The sequence below is a fragment of the Kitasatospora sp. GP30 genome (genome assembly GCF_029892145.1).
Classification (GTDB): Bacteria; Actinomycetota; Actinomycetes; order Streptomycetales; family Streptomycetaceae; genus Kitasatospora; species Kitasatospora acidiphila.
On sequence record NZ_JARZAH010000036.1, the window covers coordinates 28,870 to 45,564 of the forward strand.

A 16,695-nucleotide genomic window follows, 5' to 3' on the forward strand; every position below is an offset into this window, starting at 1 on the left:
TGCCCGAGTCGGTGTGCCGGTGACAGTGATGGCGCCATCCCCGACTCCGAGGAGAGATCATGAAACGACGGCTTCCGGCGCTCCTGGCGGCCGGTGTTCCGCTCGCGGCGGCTGGTGTCATCTACGCACCGGTGAGCGCGTCGGCCGGTCCGGTGCCGACCGCGCCCCTGGCCGCCGCCAGTCCCGCTTCGTTCGCCTGCACCTCGTTCCAGCTGTCGGCGCCGGACGGCACCACGGTGGAGTCGGTGACCGCGACGGCCGTTCCGACGGGCACGTTCCAGGTGCCCGGTGTTCCCCCGTTGGGCGGCTACCCGGTGCCCGAGGTCCCGGCGCACTGCGAGGTGACGGTCGCGCTGACCCACCCGGGCGCGAACGACCACGCCAAGGTGCAGATCTGGCTGCCTCAGTCCGGCTGGAACGGCCGTTTCCAGGCGGACGGCGGCGCCGCCTACGCCGCCGGGAACATCGGCTCCGTGGCCGCGGCGATCAAGCAGGGCTACGCGGCCGCCACCACCGACGCCGGCGTGGACACCAGCGGCCTGGACAGCAGCTGGGCGCTGAACTCCCAGGGCCGGATCAACACCGCACTGCTGCAGAACTTCGCCTCGCGCTCGGTCCACGAGATGGCGATCGTCGGCAAGCAGGTCGTTGACGACGTCTACGGCTACGCCGCGTCCTACTCCTACTTCAACGGCTGCTCCACCGGCGGCCGCCAAGGCTATCTGGAGGCCCAGCAGTACCCCACCGACTTCAACGGCATCAACGCCGACGCCCCCGCCATCAACTGGAACCAGTTCGAAGTGGCCACCCTCTGGCCGCAGGTGGTGATGAACCAGGAACACACCTACCCCACCACGTGCGAGTTCAACGCCTTCAACCAGGCCGCGCTGAAGGCCTGCGACAAGCTCGACGGCGTGGTCGACGGCCTGATCAGCGACCCGAACCGCTGCGACTTCGACCCGCGCCGCCTGATCGGCACCACGGTCGTGTGCGACGGCAAGCAGTACACGATCACCGCCGCCGATGCCGACGTGGTCCGCAAGATCTGGGACGGCCCGCGCGACACGAACGGCAAACGGTTGTGGTACGGCCTGTCGATCGGCGCCGACTTCTCCTACCTGGCGGCCAGCAAGACCGATGCGAACGGCGTCACCACCGGCTTGCCGTTCATCGTCCCAGCCCAGTGGGTCGCCGACTTCGTGGAGAAGCAGCCCTCGTTCAACACCGCGAACCTCAGCTACGCGCAGTTCGACGAGATCTTCCAGAAGGCCCGCGCCGAGTACGACTCGGTCATCGGCACCCGCGACGCGGACCTCTCCGCGTTCCGCAACGCCGGCGGCAAGCTGGTCACCTGGCAGGGCGACGCCGACCAACTGATCCCCACCGCGGGCACGGTCGACTACCGCAAGCGCGTCGATGCCCTGATGGGCGGTACCAAGAAGGTTGACGACTTCTACCGCGTCTTCCTGGCCCCCGGCGTCGCGCACTGCGGCCTGAACGGCGGCAACGTCGACGACCTGGCCGCTCTGACCGCCTGGGTCGAGCACGGCCAGGCCCCGAACGTCCTGCACGCCACCCTGCCCACCGCCGCCGGCCAGACCGTCACCCGCGACGTGTGCCGCTACCCGATGGTTTCCCGCTACACCGGCCACGGCGATCCGAGCGCTGCGAGCAGCTTCCGCTGCGTCAAGGCCCAGCGCGACTGACCGGCGCGCAGCAGTTCGGGTCCGTCCCCCGGTTGGGGGCGGACCCGAACGCTTGACCGCTGTGCTCAAAGACCCAGATCCGCCGCCAGGCAGGAGAACCTGACCGCCAGGCCGTCGGGGTCGTAGGCGTCGACCGCCTGGTTCGACGACAGCACCGGCTTCTCCTCGACCATGTCTTCGAAGGCGACACGTTCCGGGAGCGCGCCGAATCGGGCCTTGCGGGTGTCCGCCGCCTGCTTGTCCGTGCCGGGATCACTCACTTCTACACCGCCATGTGGTCGACACCCTTGTGGGTCACAGATGGTCGGCGTCCACCACGGCCTGGGCGAACGCCGTCGGCGCCTCCTGCGGCGCATCGTGGCCGACACTGGTGAGCACGCGGTGCTCGTACGCACCGGTGAAGAAGTTCCGGTACCCCGTGCCGTCGGTCGTGGCCAGGAACGGGTCGAGGGCGGGGTCCAGGGTGATGGTCGGCACCGTGATGACCGGCCGGACTGCGAGCAGCTGCTCGTATCGGTCATAGCGGCGCTCGCCGTCGACCAGGCCCAGGCGCCAGCGGTAGTTGTGGATCACGATGGCGGCGTAGTCGGGGTTCTCGAACGCCGCGGCCGTGCGCTCGAAGGTGGCGTCGTCGAAGTTCCAGGTGGGGGAGACCTCGTCCCACACCAGCCGGCACAGGTCGTGCCGGTTCTGCTTGGTCTCCATGGCGATGCGGCCGCGATCGGTGGCGAAGTAGTACTGGTACCACCAGGTGTGTTCGGCTTTCGGCGGCAGCGGGTTCTTCTGCGAAGCGACGTTGGTGATGAGGTAGCCGCTCACCGACACCAGGGCCTTGACCCGCTCCGGCCACAGCGCCGCGATGATGTCGGCGGTCCGCGAGCCCCAGTCGAAGCCGGCCAGCACCGCCTTGTGGATCTTCAGGGCGTCCATCAGGGCGATGATGTCGAGGGCGATCGCGGACTGCTGCGCGTTGCGGACGGTCGTCGGTGACAGGAACGCGGTGGTGCCGTGGCCCCGCAGGTACGGCACGATCACCCGGTAGCCGGCGTCCGCCAGCAGCGGCGCCACGTCGACGAAGCTGTGGATGTCGTAGGGCCAGCCGTGCAGGCAGATGACCACGGGCCCGTGCTTCGGCCCGGCCTCGGCGTAGCCGATGTCGAGCACGCCGGCCTGGACTCGTTTCAGGTCCGTGAACGTGGTGTGCGTGCCCGGGGTGATGGTCGGGATGACCGGGGCCGGGCGGCCGGGCCGGTCGGAACCGGCCGCGAAGGCGGCAGGCGCGTTCGATGCCGCGCCGACTGACACGGCCGTGGCGCCCACGCCGAGACCGACCGCCTTGGTGAACGTACGTCTGTTGATCATGTCTGGTCCTTCCCGGAGACTCGCTGGCGCCTCCACTCTTCTTCGGCCACCGGCCGTACGCATCAGTCACATGACGTCGAGACACCCGGAGATGCACCGGTGACCTGCCGGGCCGTCACATTCAGTCATCCGACTCTTTTCGCCGTGCTACCCCACGGCGATCCTCGGAGGAGCGCCGCTACGCCGGCGGATCGTCGCCTACAAGTCATGTGCGGGAACTCGTGTGCGATCGGAAGGCCTGGCCGTGAAGCAAACCCCCGTCGTCCTCATCCACGGTGCGTGGTTCCACCAGTCCTCCTGGGAGCGCTGGGATGAACGGTTCACCTCGCACGGTTACGCGGTGTGCGTCCCGGGATGGCCCGGCGAAGCTCCCACCGCCGACCAGGTCCGCCGCGATCCCGGCCCACTGCGCGACCTCGGGCTCGCCGCGCTCACGGCCCACTACGAGGAGATCGTGCGTTCGTTCGACAACCCGCCGGTTCTGATCGGGCATTCAGCCGGGGGCCTCATCGCTCAACGCCTCCTCGGCGCCGGCCTCGGCCGCGCCGCCGTGGCCCTCGCGCCGCTGCCGGCCGGTGGTGTGCCGCTGGACGACGGCCGGCCCCGGCCGTGGGCGCTGATGCCGGCCGGTTCGACCCGGCATCCGTGCGTCGAGCCGCTACCCCGGAGCCGGTTCCGACATGTCGTCGCCAATGCGGTCGGTGAGGAGGAGGCCGCGAAGCTCTTCGACCGGTACGCCGTCCCGGCCCCGCTCCGGCTGCTCGCGGACCTTGGGCTCGACCGCACCGCCGCCGGGCCGGCCGACACCGTTGTGGACACTGCCGATGCGGCGCGCGGGCCGCTTCTGCTCGTGTCCGGTCAGGAGGACCGGATGGTCCCGGACGCCGTGACCCGCTCGGTCTACAAGCTCTACGGCGACTCCTCCGCCCTGACCGACCTGAAGCAGTTCGTCGACCGGGGGCACTCCCTGGTGTTCGACAGCGGCTGGCACTCGGTCGCCGACCACGTCCTCGCCTGGCTGGCCGGCAACGGCGTCGAGGCCGTGGCCGCATCGGACTGAGCGCGGACATCAGACCTGCGCAACCTCTCCGGTCCGGCTCAGCGCGTCGCGCAGCGCCGCCCGGCTCGTGATGCCCAGCTTGGGGAAGACGCGGTACAGGTGCGAGCTGACGGTACGCGGCGACAGGTGCATCCGCTCGCCGATCTCCTTGTTCGTCAGGCCGCCGGCGGCGAGGTCGGCGATGCGGCGTTCCTGCCAGGTCAGCGAGGCCAGCTTCAGCGTCGAGGCACGGGGCGGGGTCCCGGTGGCGCGCAGTTCGGCCCGGGCCCGCTCGGTCCAGCCGGCCGCGCCCAGCCGCTCGAACGCCTCGGCCGCCGGGACCAGGTACTGCCGCGCCGCCGCCCGGCCCTGGACGTGGCGCACCCGGACGCCGTGGGCCAGCCGGATCCGGGCCAGCTCGAACGGGAAGCGGGCGGCGTCCGGGTGGGAGGCGGCCCGCGCGAACATCTCGGTGGCCTCCCGCTCGTCCTCGGCGGTCATCGCCAGCGCGCCGTAGGTGATCAGCCCCAGGCGGGGTGACAGGAGCGGCAGACCGGCGTCCCGGGCAGCGAGGGCGTGCGCCCGGGCCTGCTCGACGCGTCCGGTGTGTCGGGCTGCCTCGACGAGATCGAGCAGGGTGCGCGAGGCCTGGTACGCATAGGGCCGGAACGTGCCCGGCTGCGTGATGCCGATGGCGTAGAGGTACGCGGCCTCGTAGTCGCCGGAGCTCAGCGCGGCGGTCGCGCCGGCGGAGTCGGCGACCTGGGTGAGGAACCCCAGTCCGCGCGGGCGGGCCCAGGCGTCCACCTCGGCCTGCAGGTCCCGCGCCCGTCCGACCTGTCCGCGCAGCGCCGCGAGCTGGGCCAGGTACGCGCGGCTCTGGGCGGCGAACAACTGGTGGCCGTGCTCGGTCGCCAGGTCCAGGCCGCGCTGTCCGGTGTCCTCAGCCTCGGCCCATTCGCCGACCGCCATCTGGTCGAGCATGATCTGGTGCAGCATGACCATGCCGGTCGCCACGGCCCCGGTCTCCAACTCGCGGTCCACGACGTGTTGCAGGTGCGGGCGGTAGTGGCTCAGGATGTCGAGGTGGTACGCGGCCGTGCCGAACCGCGTGACCTCCCAGGGTTCCAGATCCGGTAGGTTCGCGGCGGCTTGGAGCACCGGCCCGGCCAAGTCGGCTCCATGCCTGGTCACATCGCTCCAGGTGCCGCTGAACAGACGCGAGCGTTCGGTGACCAGGCCCCCCAGGGAGGCGAGGAGTTCGTGCGTGCTCTCCCAGACCGCGCGGTCGCCGCTGTACTGACTGATCGCCAGGAGCAGGATCACCAGCCGGGTGAGGACCTCCTCAGGCTCGGCTTTGCCGACCATTGACGCTGTGGCTTCGCCGACAATAGACACAGCGGCCGGCCCGCCGTCCCGGAGCTTCTCGATCGCGGCTGAGACCTGTCGGTGGGTGGAGCGGACGTCCCCGTCCTGGTAGAGCGCCTGGTAGGCGACCGCCAGCACCGAGGCCGGCGACTCCGTCGAACCGGGTACGAGGCCCGCTTGGACCAGCCGCTGCGCCTGGCCGAGGCGGGCGGCGTGAGCGGCGACGAAGGCCGCATCGGCCAACCGCCGGGACCGGTCGGTGTGGTTCTCGCTGAGCTCGGCGGCCCGGGTCAGCCAGGTCACGGCCGCCAGCGCGCCGCCGCGCCGGGTCGCCGACGCGGCCGCCGCCTCCAGGATGTCGGCGACGTCCTCGTCGGGATCGACTGTCGCTGCCGCCAGGTGCGTCGCCCGGCGTTCGAGGTTCTCCCGATGAACCTGCGCCAGCGTCAGATGCGCGGCGCGGCGCTGGTTGGGAGTGGCCATCTGCACGACGGCGGACCGCACAAGCGGGTGGCGGAAGACGAAAGCGCCGGTGGCCGATTCGACGTCCAGCAGCCCGGCAGCCACCGCCGAGTCGGCGTCGCGCATGCCGTAGCGCGTGCCGGGGACGGTGTCGGCGCCGGTCGGGCTCCCGGCGCCGTCGAGTGCGCCCATCAGCAGCTCGGCCCGCACCCGCTCGTCGAGGGCTGCGATGCGGGTGCCGAACAGCCGTTGCAGCCGCCGGGGCAACGGCACACCACGCTGACCGACGAGGTCTTCGGCCGGGAGGTCGCTTGACCGGTCGGCGAAGTGGGCGGGCAGCTCCAGCAAGGCCAGCGGGTTGCCCTGGGCCTGCTTCAGGACGAGTCGGCGGACCTGCCGGCCCAGATCCGGGTAACGATGGTCCAGCAGGCGGGCCGCGTCTTCGCCGGCTAGGGCGGCGATCGGCAGTTCGGGCAGTGCGGCGGTGTCGAAACGCGACGTGATGTCGGTGCGGACCGAGACCAGCAGCTTCACCGGGCTGCCGGCCAGGCGTCGGCCCACGAAGCCGCAGACGTCGGCACTGGAGTCGTCCAGCCACTGCCCGTCGTCGAGGAGCAGCAGCAGCGACCGCTGTTCGGCGGAGCGCGCCAGCAGACTGAGAACGGCGATGCCGAGCGTCATGACCGATGGCGGATCACCCTGCACTCCGCCGAACACGGCGTCGAACACCGCCCGGGTCCCGTCATCCAACCGTGCGACGTCGGCGAGCAGCGGATGAAGGAACTGATGCAGCCCGGCATAGGGCAGCGCGGACTCCGCCTCGACGCCGGCGGCCCGGATGACGACGTGTCCCTCCTGCTCCGCCAACGCGGCGGCGTGGCTCAACAGCGAACTCTTGCCGACCCCCGCCTCCCCGCGCAGGACGAGGGCCTGACCCGTGGCGGACTTCACGAACGCCACGAGCTCCGCCTGCTCGTCCTCGCGGCCCACCATCGTCATGGTGATGGACTTCATGCCGCCCTGCCCCTTCCTGATATCACTCTCACCGCGCGGCAGCTCCGACAGCGCCGCTCAGCTGCCGAGCCCGGCCGCATGGGCCATGTGAGCGGCGTACCACGCGGGCCAGTCCGGATCCGGGTGGCCGAGCTCGCCTTCGTACGTGCCGTGGGCGAGCGCCGCGTCTCGCAGTGCCGACTCGAGCTCGGCGGCGGAGCGGTAGACCGCGTGGCTGATCCGTCCGGGGCGCCGCGTGATGACCTCCTGCAGGACGAAGGTGTTGCCGTCCGGGTCGGCGAACGACGCGAACGAGCCGTACGACTGCCGCGCCGGGTGCGGGCCGGTGACCCGCTCGGCGGTGCCGGCATGGTGGAAGACTCCGCCGGCGTCGTGGAAGACCTCGCTGACCTCGACCCCGGCGGCCGCCAACTCGGCGCGGGCCGCGACGACGTCTTCCACGATCAGGTGCACGCCGCGCTCGGAGCCCGGCGCCGCGTCGGTCACGCCACTGCCGATGATGAGCGACGCGGCCGAACCGGGCGGGGTCAGGTGCACGACCCGGAAGCCGCCGGGGCCGGAGAAGTCGACGTCCTCGCGGAACCCGATCCGCATGTAGAAGTCCTTGGCCCGGTCCACGTCCGAAACCGGGACGACCACGACCTCGATCTTGAATTCCACCATCGTCAGCTCCTGCGCCGCCATGGATGCCGGTCGGCAACCACCGATCACGATGCCGGGACTGCGGGCCCGTCGAGCCAGTGCCGAACCCTGGCCAGTACCCGGGCCGGCGGTGACCAGTGTCCGGCACCGGCTCGACGGGGTGCCTGCGCCAGGGAGCCTGAGGACAGCCGTTCAGGACACCGACGTACGGAGCGCAGGGAGAACCCCATGGCAACCATCCACTTCACCGAGCGGACGCCGGCCACCCCGGAGCAATTCGTGGCGAGCCTCACCGACTTCGGGCCGGGGCGTCGGGAACTGTTCCCCAACAGTGCCGACGAGTACTTGCAGGTTCATGCGGAGGGGGTCGACCACGCCGACGTCACCGAGGGTTCGGGCGGCGTATGGGAACGGCTGCGATACGACTGGTCCGACCCGAACCGCGTGGTGATGACCACGGTCGACTCCAACATCTGGGGCGGCGCCTCGGGACACACCTACACCTTCACGCGGCTGCCCGACGGGTTGACGCAGCTGGACGTCGTGGTGGTCCGCGAAGGCAAGAACCTCAAGGGCCGCGTCACCGGGCTGCTGCTGGGCAGCGTCGGCAAGGGCGTACTGGAGAAGGCGTTGAAGAAGACGGTCAAGGCGGTCGAGGCCCGCAACCAGCCGTCCCGCCCGTAACGCGCGGGGGCCGGTCCCGGGGGAGGACTACCGCTGCGCGGCAGCCTGGCGCAGATGACGACTCACATCGCCGACCAGATTGATGCGGACCCGTCGTTCCACGAAGCGCCATTGCCCATCACGGCGCTCGAAGCGGTCGTGATACCGACCACCGGCGATGGGTTGCAGCGGCAGGTCCGGTAGAGCCTGCAACACGGTGACGTACGAACGCGCGACCGCTGTGCCCGCCTGTTCGTCGACCTCGACGGCAACATTGGTGGTGACGTGCTGGGTTCGCGGTGTGCCGTCGGCATAGACGATCAGGGTGTCCCGAAACATCTTCTCGATCGCGTCGCGCCCGCTCACCGGCTCGCCGCTGCCTGTGAAGGTGGCGTCAGCGAGAAGGGCGCCGAGTCCAGCGAAATCGCCGTCGTCCACGAGCTCGGCGTAGCGTGCGATCAGGTTCTCGATGGCCCGGTCGCTCGACGTCGGATCGGCGGGCGTGCGGGTGGATGCGGACATGGTCTCCCCAAGCGAGGCGAACGATCTTCAACGTACCGGCCACAACGCCAACAAGGTTGTGAATCAGCCGGGTTGTGGCAGGCAGTCTGCCATCTCCGGCCGGTGCAGGCGGCTGCTTCGGCGACCCGGCGACCTGGCGAGAAGGGCGAGATCTCGGGGTGTCCGGGTGGTCATCGCGTCAGGTCGTCCGTCCGGTCGCTGCTCGGTTGCGCCACCAACCAGCGTCAGCGGTCCGGTCGGGTGGGCTGCTTCGCTGTCGGCCCCACGAGCAGCTCGCCAGGCTCGCCAGCCTGCCCCCGGCCGCCGGAGACACCCACAACGAGGCTCAGATGCGAATGATGGAGCGCTGACCCCAACTCCCGGTCACGAGATCACGGAGGGGCGGATCCGGCCGGTTCGTTTGACCGAGCCGAGGATCCGGGTCACCTCCAGGCTGCGGATGTCGTCGATCGATCCGACGGTCCTGGTGAGGAAGGTGTAGAGCCCGCCGAGGTCCTCGGTTGCGACGGCCACCAGCAGGTTCGCCGCTCCGGTCGTTGCTGCGGTGAACCGTACCTGCGGGTGCCGGCTCAGTTCGAGTCCGATCGCCTCCAGGCTGCCGGGGCCGGTGGCGATCCACAGCAGCGCCTCGGTGTCCATGCCGAGCAGCCCCAGGTCCACTTCGCACGCCAGCCGCACCATGTGCGCGGACACCAGCACGTCGAGGCGGCGGCGGACGGTTGAGGCCGAGGTGCCCAGTCGGGTGGCCAGTTCCTCGTAGCCGGCGCGCGAGTTCGCGGTGAGCTGGTCGATGAGTGCATCGTCAAGAGGGTGGAGCTCCGGCGTGTCCCCTGGCTCGGTCAGGATGGGGGCGAGGGAGCTGAACTGACCGGTGGTCAGCAGTCCCGCGCTCCAGGCGAAACCTGCGGGGAACACCTTCATCAGGTCATAGGCGTCCCAGGCCTGGGCGCCGGTCGTGGCGGGCAGGTCGCGCAGGAGCAGCGCGGTGCGGGTCTGGGGACCGTCGAGGAACAGTACGGCGCTGATCTCGTCCCCGCCGCCGAGGATGTCGACCCACACGGTGTCGGGCCGTCGTGCCAGTCCGGCGGCGATCGCCGTGATGCGGCTGGGGCGGCACCGGATCCGCAGGGCCATCGGGATCAGCCCGGGAAAGCGGCTGGGATTGCGGACCGCCGTGGGCCGCAGCGTGCCGTCGTGCAGCAGCGGCGTTGCACGGCGCACGATCGTGCGCTCGGAGAGGCGGAGGGTTTCGGCGACCGTCCGCCAGGACGCTCGCGGCGATGCCATCAGGACGGCGGCGATCCGCCGGTCCGTCTCGTCCAGTTCCTGCCTCGGGTGTCTCATATCCGGCCAGATTCCATGATCCCTGGCGTAGATCGCGCAGGGATAGCCGAATCATCGCATCTTCCCGTCTCATGGCGATAGACCAGAGCCATCCCACTTCTGCACGGAAGGCGGCACCGATGACCCTGATCGAGCGTCCCGTTGTGAACACCGAGTCCGGCAGTGTCCGAGGCACTGCCGAGGGCGGCGTCGCGGCGTTCCGCGGCATCCCCTACGCCGCTTCGCCAGTGGGGGACCGGCGCTTCGCCGCCCCCGTGCGCCACCCCGCGTGGCCGGACGTGCGTGACGCCGACCGCCCCGGCCCGTCCGTCCCGCAGAGCCCCTCCCGGCTCGAAGCGGTCATGGGACCACGCACCCCCGACTGGAACGAGGACGGCTGCCTCACCCTCAACGTGTGGACCCCCCGTCCACCGGCTGACGGGTCCGCCCCGCGCGCCCTGCCGGTGCTGGTGTGGTTCCACGGCGGCGGGTTCACCAGCGGGTCCGGCGGCTGGGACTGGTACGACGGCCGGCACCTGGCCGCCGCCGGCGGGATCGTTGTCGTCACCGCCAACTACCGCCTCGGCCCGCTCGGCTACCTCTACCTGCCGGACCTCGGCATCGAGAACCTCGGCGTGCAGGACCAGGCCGCCGTCCTCGCCTGGGTGCGGCGCGACATCGCGGCCTTTGGAGGAGACCCCGGCAAGCTCACCGTCGGCGGCCAGTCCGCCGGGGCGTTCTCCGCCCTCTACCTCGCCGTCTCCCCGATCACCGGCCCGCACGTCAACCGGGTCGTCACCCAGAGCGGTCCGTTCGGGCTCGCCCCGCAGAACCCCGAGGAGGCGAGCGAGCACGCCCGACGCTTCCTCGGCATCCTCGGCCTGGACGGCACCCGGGACCCGCGCACCGCGCTGCGCGCCGTCCCGGTCGACCGGATCCTGGCCGGCTATCAGCGGCTCTCCCAGGACCTCGCCCGCCCCGGCAACGTCGCCCCGCCGATGTACCCCGTCCTCGGCGCCTCCGGGATCCCCGCGACGTGGCAGCAGGCGCTGGTCGACGGGCGCCTCGACGGCAAGGACCTGCTGACCGGCACCACCAGGAACGAGATGACCTCCTTCTTCGCGTTCGACCCGCGCATCCGGGCGATCAGCTCCGACCGGGCCCGCTCGATCGCGGCCGGACAGATCGACGGCGGCGACGAGCGGTACGACCGCACCGCCGCCCGGCTGCCGAACGCGACCCCGGCCGACATCCTGACCGAGCTTGAGACCGGGCTCGTCTTCCACGAAGACACCCTCGCCATCGCCGACCGCCACGCCGCGCACGGCAACCCGACCTACGTCTACCGCTTCGACTACGCCCCGGCACCCGACCCCGCAGCTCTGGGCGCCGCGCACTGCGTCGAACTCCCCTTCTTCTTCGACAACTTCGACGCCTACCCCGACAGCCCCATGCTCGGCGAGGCCACCGCCGCCGTCCGCTCGCTCGGCGACACGTTCTCCCGAGCGGCCGCGGCCTTCGTCGCCACCGGCGGGCCCGCCGCGGCCCAGTGGCATCCGTACGAACCCGCCAATCCGGCGACTGTCCGGCACTTCGGCTGACACCGGCCGCGCCCGTCCCGTTTCCCTGCCCCGGGGAGACCGGCGGTGGTGGGTGGCGTCGGCCGCGAGCGCGTCAGGCAGAACGGCAGGGCCGGCGGGGAACGGGGGCAGGGCGATCGGCCCACCGCTCAAGCGCGCCCCAGCATGAGCTGCATCAGCCTTCTGCCGTACTGGTGGACGTGGTTGAACTGGTAGGAGCCCTGGGCGAGGTGGGCGCACCAGAGGGCGAGGAGCACAACCAGGGCGGAGACCGCGATCGCGATGAACGACGTCACCATGGCGGTGACGGACTGGCGCCGGCCGGTGCTGGTGCCAGTGCTCATGGCTCTCGTCAGGGCGGCGGTGCCCAGGACCAGGCCGACGAGGCCGAGCAGGCCGCCGATGAGGAAGAGCGAGCTGATCAAGGCGTTGACACCCAGTTCGACGGCCGTCGCGGCCAGGCCGTTCGCGTCGGTCGCAGGCTGTCCGCTTCGGCCGCGCCCCCGGGAGCAGGGGGTGGTGTGCCGGTCCGCTCCAGTGCCCTGGGCCTGAGTCGAGGTCGGCGCCGGGGGCTTCGGTGACGTCTCCAGCTCTTGCGTGTTCATCGGCCGTCCCCATCCGTCAACGTGGCAGGGCACGATCCTGGTTGCCGGACCGCGGGGCGCGCATCGCGGGAAGGCGGGAGAAAACGCTCCCTCGATCGGGGGAGGCCGCAGGTGAGCTGCCCGGCCATACTGGCGATCATGATCAGGGGAATCCGGCCGCTGCTGCGCGGCTCCACGTATGCGGGTGCGCTGTTCGCCTACTGCGGCGCGTTGCTGAGCCTGCCACTGCTGCCCTTCGCCATGGTGCCGGCGCTGCTCTGGCGCTCGGCTCCCTACGGAGTCCAGGCCGGGCTGGCCCTGCTGGTCTGGGCGGCGCTGGTTGCCGTGCTCGGGCTGGCCCGCACCACGCGGCGGGTGCTGATCGCCTGCGCCCGTCGACTGCTGAGGGTGCCGCTGCCGGACTTGGTGGCGAGTCGTCAGCCGGCGCGCTCAACCGGCGCCGGGCCGAGCCTTGCCGCGCCGGCCCGCGCCGTGCCGTCCGCTGCCGACCGCTGGCGCACTCCGCTCTGGCTGCTGCTGCACGTGGCACTGGGGTGGACGGGAGGCTTGGCGAGCCTGGTGCTGCTCGGCGCGGGCATGGCCCTGCCCGACGGGTGGACCGGCGGCAACGCGGGGCTGAGCCTGTTCAACTGGCAGGTGCGGGTGACGGGCGTCTGGAGCTGGGTGCTGGCGCTCGCCTGCCTGCTCCTGGTGCCGGCGCTGTGCGCGGTGCTGACGGGCGCTCTGCGGTGGTTGGCGCCGAGGCTGCTGGGGCCGTCGTCGGCCGAGCGGCTCGCGCTGGCGGCCGAGCGGGAGCAGCAGCTGGCCGAACGCAACCGGCTGGCCCACGAGTTGCACGACTCGATCGGGCACACGCTGACGGCGGCCACGATCCAGGCGGCGGTGGCGGGCGAGGTGCTCTCCGCCGACCCGGTGGCGGCGCGGGCCGCCCTGCGCAGCATCGAGGAGTCGACCCGGGCCGCGCTGGAGGACCTGGACTACGTGCTGGGCGTGCTGCGCGAGGAGGAGGCGGGGACGGCGCCGACCCGAACCCTGGCCGACCTGCCCGAGCTGCTGGAGCGGCTGCGGCACGCGGGTGCGGTGGTGGAGCCGGAGCTGTCGGGCCAGTTGGACCAGGTGCAGGGGACGCTCTCCCGGGCGGCGTACCGGATCCTGCAGGAGGGGCTGACGAACGCGTTGCGGCACGGGGCGGGTGGTCCGATCGAGGTCCGGGTGGTGGCCGCGCCGGACGGACTGGAGCTCACCGTGGTCAACCGGACCGGGACGGGCACGGGCGCGGGGGCAGGCCGGGGTGCCTTCCCGACCTCCGGGCACGGTCTGCCCGGGCTGGCCGAGCGGGTGCGGCTGCTGCACGGTGACCTCGACGCCGGCCCGGACGGACCGCAGCACTGGCGGTTGGCGGTCCGGCTGCCGGTCCGGCTTTCGGCGTGACGGGCCCCGAGGCCGGCCCCGACGCCGCTTCTACCACCGCCCCCGTCACCCTCCTGATCGCGGACGACGACGAGGTGACCCGCAGCGGTCTGCGCATGCTGCTCGCGGCCCAGCCGGGCATCACGGTGGTCGGCGAGGCCGCCGACGGTGTCGAGGCGGTCGAGCAGGCGCGGCGACTGCGGCCGGACGTGGTCCTGATGGACGTGCGGATGCCGCGCCGCAACGGGATCGAGGCCACCCGGCAGTTGCTGGCCGCACCGGCCGCACCTGGCGGACCTGGCGGACCTGGCGGACCGCCGAAGGTCGTGGTGATCACCACCTTCGAGAACGACGACTACGTCACCGCCGCGCTCAGCGCGGGGGCCAGCGGGTTCGTCCTCAAGCGGCTGCCGGTCCGGCAGATCGCGGAGGCGGTGCGGGTGGTGGCGGCGGGGGAGGCGATCCTCTTCCCGGCGGCACTGCGCCGCATGGTCGCCGCCCGCCCGCTGGCCTCCGCCGAGGCGCTGCCGAAGGCGGCGCTGACCGGCAGGGAGGAGGAGGTGCTGCGGCTGATGGCCACCGGCCTGTCCAACCCGGAGATCGCGGAGGCGCTCAGGGTGAGCCTGGAGACGGTGAAGACGCACGTCGGGAACGTGCTGACCAAGCTCGGCGCGCAGAACCGGACCCACGCGGTGGTGATCGCGTACGAGTCCGGCCTGGTGGTGCCGGGGTTCGCCGGCTGACCCGCCTGAGCCGGCCCGAGCTTGTCGAGGCTGCGGGGGAGGGTCTTCACCGCCGGGACCGAAGCCCCGCCGCGACCGGATTTCGCATACCGACCGCAGTGCCGTAGAGTGATGTTCACCGACGCGGGGTGGAGCAGCTCGGTAGCTCGCTGGGCTCATAACCCAGAGGTCGCAGGTTCAAATCCTGTCCCCGCTACTCAGTAGCAAAGGCCGGCCCGGCACACTTGGTGTGCCGGGCCGGCCTTTTTGCTCCACCTGGCGAGCCGTTCCCGTGCCCGTCGTCACGCGCCTCTCGGTCGGATCGCCGCGTCGGCCGCCAACTCCACTGCACCGCACGGGAATCGTCCTGCCGATCAGGGTTTCGGGACTGATGCCGACTGATGGACCGTCAGCAGCAGCCGTGCCACTGGTAGTCGGTCGGGACTTCGAGCCCGGGCTCGGGGTCGTCGCTGCTCACGGCGGCGGCGGAGTGGATGGTGGTCCCCTCCTTGATGGTCTCGGCGACCGTGATGTCCTTGATCTCGTCCGGCGGGATCGTCAGCGGGTTCGCGGAGAGGATCACCAGGTCGGCGAGCTTGCCGACCTCGATGCTGCCCTTGCGGTCCTGCTCGAAGTACTGGTGGGCGGCGTTGATGGTGATGGACTTGACCGCGTCCAGGGCCGACACGCACTGCTCGGGCCCGAGGACGACCTGGTCGGTGCGGGTGCGGCGGGTGACCTGGCTGGACAGGATGGCGATCGAGTTGGGCAGGGCCACCGGGGCGTCGTGGTGCGAGGTGTAGACCATCTGCCGGTCGACGGCCCAGCGGGCCGGGGAGATGGTCGCGGCCCGCTTCCGCCCGAGGACGGTCTTGCGGTACCAGTCGCCCCAGTAGAAGGTGTGCATGGAGAAGAAGGACGGGATGATGCCCAGGCGGGCGAAGTCCTCGATCTGGTCCTCGCGGGCGGTCTGGGCGTGGATCGCCACCGTCCGCCGGTCGCCGGGGTCGACCCCATCGGCGGCGGTCTCGACCGCCTCGATGAACTGGTCGATCGCGGCGTCCCCGTTGACGTGTGCCAGCACCTGCCAGCCCTTGGCGTACGCGGTGCGCACCTGGTCGAGCACGACCTTGGGGTCCTCGATGGTGGGGTAGCCGCAGTAGCCCTCGGGCGTGCCCTCCGGCCGCTCCTTGTAGGGCTCGGTGAGCCAGGCGGTGCGGCCCTGCGGGGACCCGTCCAGGTACATCTTCACCCCGGCCGCCCGCACGCCCCGGTGGTACTCCTGGCTCGCACGGACCGGGTCCTCCTCCAGTGATGCCGTCGCCTCGTCGGCCCGCGCGTAGGCGACGACGTCGATCTTGAACGGCACGACGGCCGCGGCATCCCGCAGTGCCTGGAGGTTCTCCAGCGTGGCGCCGCCCTCCTGGACGGTCGTGAAGCCGAAGCTCGCGGCCGACGCCACGCCCTTGCTGAAGAGGGCGGCCAGGGCGGTCAACGGCAGGCCCTTGGTGGCCAGTTCGGAGGCAGGGCTGAAAGCGGTCTCCTCCAGCACGCCGTTGGGCTCGCCGAACGGCCGTTCCAGCGGATCGACCTGACGGCGAATCACGCCGCCGTCCGGGTCAGGAGTGGCTTTGGTGTAGCCCAACTCCCGCAGACCGCGGCTGTTCACCGCCCCGAGGTGGAAGGACTGGTGGATGGCCAGCACCGGCCGCGTGGTGGACACCGCGTCCAGCTCCTCACGGGTGGGGTGGCGGCGTTCGGCGAGCATGGCGTCGTCGTAGCCGAACCCGATGATCCACTTGGAGAAGGCGCCCACCGGGGTCTTCGCCCACGCGCGCAGCTTCTCCTGGAGCGAGGCGATGTCGGTGACGTCCCCGTCGGGGGCGGCCAGCAGGTTGGCGAGGGTGGCCTGCAGCCCGATGCCGCCCAGGTGGCCGTGGGCGTCGATGAACCCGGGCAGCAGTGCGCGACCGGCGAGGTCGCGCACCTGCGTTCGCGGCCCCTGCCAGCGGCCGACGGCCTCCCGGTAGTCGCCGACGTGGACGATGACACCGTCCTTGACGGCCACCGCCTCGGGACCGGGAGCGGACTCGTCCGCGTCGGCGGCGACGGTCACGATCTCACCGCCGTGGAAGATGACATCGGCCTCCTCGTACGGTGCCGCAGCCTGGCCATCGCCAGCGTCCGTCGCCCCTGCCGGTTGACCGCTCATTCCGGTTCCCTCCTGCCGCCTACGTTCAGTGCACCCTTGCCTACCCATGGCTATCGGGTCGCGAA

General features: G+C 71.3%; 14 protein-coding genes and 1 tRNA gene. 7 read left to right on the forward strand and 8 right to left on the reverse strand.

Annotated elements, in window-relative coordinates; genetic code table 11:
- Positions 1-59: 59 nt before the first annotated feature.
- The gene (locus P3T35_RS32325; protein ID WP_101383181.1) at positions 60-1,706 is read left to right on the forward strand and encodes a tannase/feruloyl esterase family alpha/beta hydrolase; all 1,647 of its coding nucleotides are present in this window, start codon (positions 60-62) and stop codon (positions 1,704-1,706) included.
- Between the two features lie 65 nt (positions 1,707-1,771).
- On the opposite strand, the gene P3T35_RS32330 is transcribed toward P3T35_RS32325, so the two are convergent.
- Entirely contained in the window at positions 1,772-1,966 is a 195-nt protein-coding gene (locus P3T35_RS32330; RefSeq protein WP_101383182.1) for a hypothetical protein, read from the reverse strand.
- Positions 1,967-2,000: 34 nt separating this feature from the next.
- Entirely contained in the window at positions 2,001-3,068 is a 1,068-nt protein-coding gene (locus tag P3T35_RS32335; RefSeq protein WP_101383183.1) for an alpha/beta hydrolase, read from the reverse strand.
- Positions 3,069-3,312: 244 nt separating this feature from the next.
- Between P3T35_RS32335 and P3T35_RS32340 the strand changes: the two genes are divergently transcribed.
- The gene (locus tag P3T35_RS32340) at positions 3,313-4,128 is read left to right on the forward strand and encodes an alpha/beta hydrolase (protein WP_101385403.1); all 816 of its coding nucleotides are present in this window, start codon (positions 3,313-3,315) and stop codon (positions 4,126-4,128) included.
- A 9-nt stretch (positions 4,129-4,137) separates the two neighbouring features.
- Here the strand turns inward: P3T35_RS32340 and P3T35_RS32345 are convergent, their stop codons facing one another.
- A complete protein-coding gene (locus P3T35_RS32345; RefSeq protein WP_101383184.1) occupies positions 4,138-6,951 on the reverse strand; it encodes a helix-turn-helix transcriptional regulator in 2,814 nt (937 codons plus the stop codon).
- Positions 6,952-7,008: 57 nt separating this feature from the next.
- Entirely contained in the window at positions 7,009-7,614 is a 606-nt protein-coding gene (locus P3T35_RS32350) for a VOC family protein (protein WP_180356690.1), read from the reverse strand.
- A gap of 207 nt (positions 7,615-7,821) precedes the next feature.
- Between P3T35_RS32350 and P3T35_RS32355 the strand changes: the two genes are divergently transcribed.
- A complete protein-coding gene (locus P3T35_RS32355; protein WP_101383185.1) occupies positions 7,822-8,277 on the forward strand; it encodes a hypothetical protein in 456 nt (151 codons plus the stop codon).
- Between the two features lie 27 nt (positions 8,278-8,304).
- Here the strand turns inward: P3T35_RS32355 and P3T35_RS32360 are convergent, their stop codons facing one another.
- Complete coding sequence (locus P3T35_RS32360) at positions 8,305-8,778, reverse strand: nuclear transport factor 2 family protein (RefSeq protein WP_101383186.1); 474 nt, start codon at positions 8,776-8,778, stop codon at positions 8,305-8,307.
- A gap of 363 nt (positions 8,779-9,141) precedes the next feature.
- A complete protein-coding gene (locus tag P3T35_RS32365; RefSeq protein WP_101383188.1) occupies positions 9,142-10,122 on the reverse strand; it encodes an Lrp/AsnC family transcriptional regulator in 981 nt (326 codons plus the stop codon).
- 119 nt (positions 10,123-10,241) lie between these two features.
- Here P3T35_RS32365 and P3T35_RS32370 point away from each other — a divergent pair, with 119 nt between their 5' ends.
- On the forward strand, positions 10,242-11,702 hold the full coding sequence (locus P3T35_RS32370) for a carboxylesterase family protein (protein ID WP_101383189.1): 1,461 nt from the start codon (positions 10,242-10,244) through the stop codon (positions 11,700-11,702).
- Positions 11,703-11,830: 128 nt separating this feature from the next.
- Here P3T35_RS32370 and P3T35_RS32375 read toward each other — a convergent pair whose 3' ends face one another.
- Positions 11,831-12,286, reverse strand: a complete 456-nt coding sequence (locus P3T35_RS32375) for a DUF6223 family protein (protein ID WP_101383190.1) — start codon at positions 12,284-12,286, stop codon at positions 11,831-11,833.
- A 138-nt stretch (positions 12,287-12,424) separates the two neighbouring features.
- Between P3T35_RS32375 and P3T35_RS32380 the strand changes: the two genes are divergently transcribed.
- From P3T35_RS32380 to P3T35_RS32390, 3 genes are all read left to right on the forward strand, one after another.
- Complete coding sequence (locus P3T35_RS32380) at positions 12,425-13,717, forward strand: histidine kinase (RefSeq protein ID WP_101385405.1); 1,293 nt, start codon at positions 12,425-12,427, stop codon at positions 13,715-13,717.
- Positions 13,714-14,439 carry a response regulator transcription factor gene (locus tag P3T35_RS32385; protein ID WP_101383191.1) on the forward strand — a complete coding sequence of 242 codons (726 nt, stop codon included), beginning with the start codon at positions 13,714-13,716 and terminating at the stop codon, positions 14,437-14,439. The genes P3T35_RS32380 and P3T35_RS32385 overlap by 4 nt, the downstream gene beginning before the upstream one ends.
- Before the next feature lie 122 nt (positions 14,440-14,561).
- Positions 14,562-14,635, forward strand: a tRNA-Met gene (locus tag P3T35_RS32390).
- Positions 14,636-14,827: 192 nt separating this feature from the next.
- On the opposite strand, the gene P3T35_RS32395 is transcribed toward P3T35_RS32390, so the two are convergent.
- On the reverse strand, positions 14,828-16,630 hold the full coding sequence (locus tag P3T35_RS32395) for an amidohydrolase (RefSeq protein WP_101383192.1): 1,803 nt from the start codon (positions 16,628-16,630) through the stop codon (positions 14,828-14,830).
- Between the last annotated feature and the right edge of the window lie 65 nt (positions 16,631-16,695).

Excerpts from the sequence above, each read along its gene's own strand:
- P3T35_RS32375 (WP_101383190.1), bottom strand. The coding sequence starts at position 12,286 with ATGAACACGCAAGAGCTGGAGACGTCACCGAAGCCCCCGGCGCCGACC.
- P3T35_RS32325 (WP_101383181.1), top strand. The coding sequence starts at position 60 with ATGAAACGACGGCTTCCGGCGCTCCTGGCGGCCGGTGTTCCGCTCGCG.
- P3T35_RS32365 (WP_101383188.1), bottom strand. The coding sequence starts at position 10,122 with ATGAGACACCCGAGGCAGGAACTGGACGAGACGGACCGGCGGATCGCC.
- P3T35_RS32335 (WP_101383183.1), bottom strand. The coding sequence starts at position 3,068 with ATGATCAACAGACGTACGTTCACCAAGGCGGTCGGTCTCGGCGTGGGC.
- P3T35_RS32395 (WP_101383192.1), bottom strand. The coding sequence starts at position 16,630 with ATGAGCGGTCAACCGGCAGGGGCGACGGACGCTGGCGATGGCCAGGCT.
- P3T35_RS32355 (WP_101383185.1), top strand. The coding sequence starts at position 7,822 with ATGGCAACCATCCACTTCACCGAGCGGACGCCGGCCACCCCGGAGCAA.
- P3T35_RS32370 (WP_101383189.1), top strand. The coding sequence starts at position 10,242 with ATGACCCTGATCGAGCGTCCCGTTGTGAACACCGAGTCCGGCAGTGTC.
- P3T35_RS32360 (WP_101383186.1), bottom strand. The coding sequence starts at position 8,778 with ATGTCCGCATCCACCCGCACGCCCGCCGATCCGACGTCGAGCGACCGG.
- P3T35_RS32350 (WP_180356690.1), bottom strand. The coding sequence starts at position 7,614 with ATGGTGGAATTCAAGATCGAGGTCGTGGTCGTCCCGGTTTCGGACGTG.
- P3T35_RS32380 (WP_101385405.1), top strand. The coding sequence starts at position 12,425 with ATGATCAGGGGAATCCGGCCGCTGCTGCGCGGCTCCACGTATGCGGGT.
- P3T35_RS32345 (WP_101383184.1), bottom strand. The coding sequence starts at position 6,951 with ATGAAGTCCATCACCATGACGATGGTGGGCCGCGAGGACGAGCAGGCG.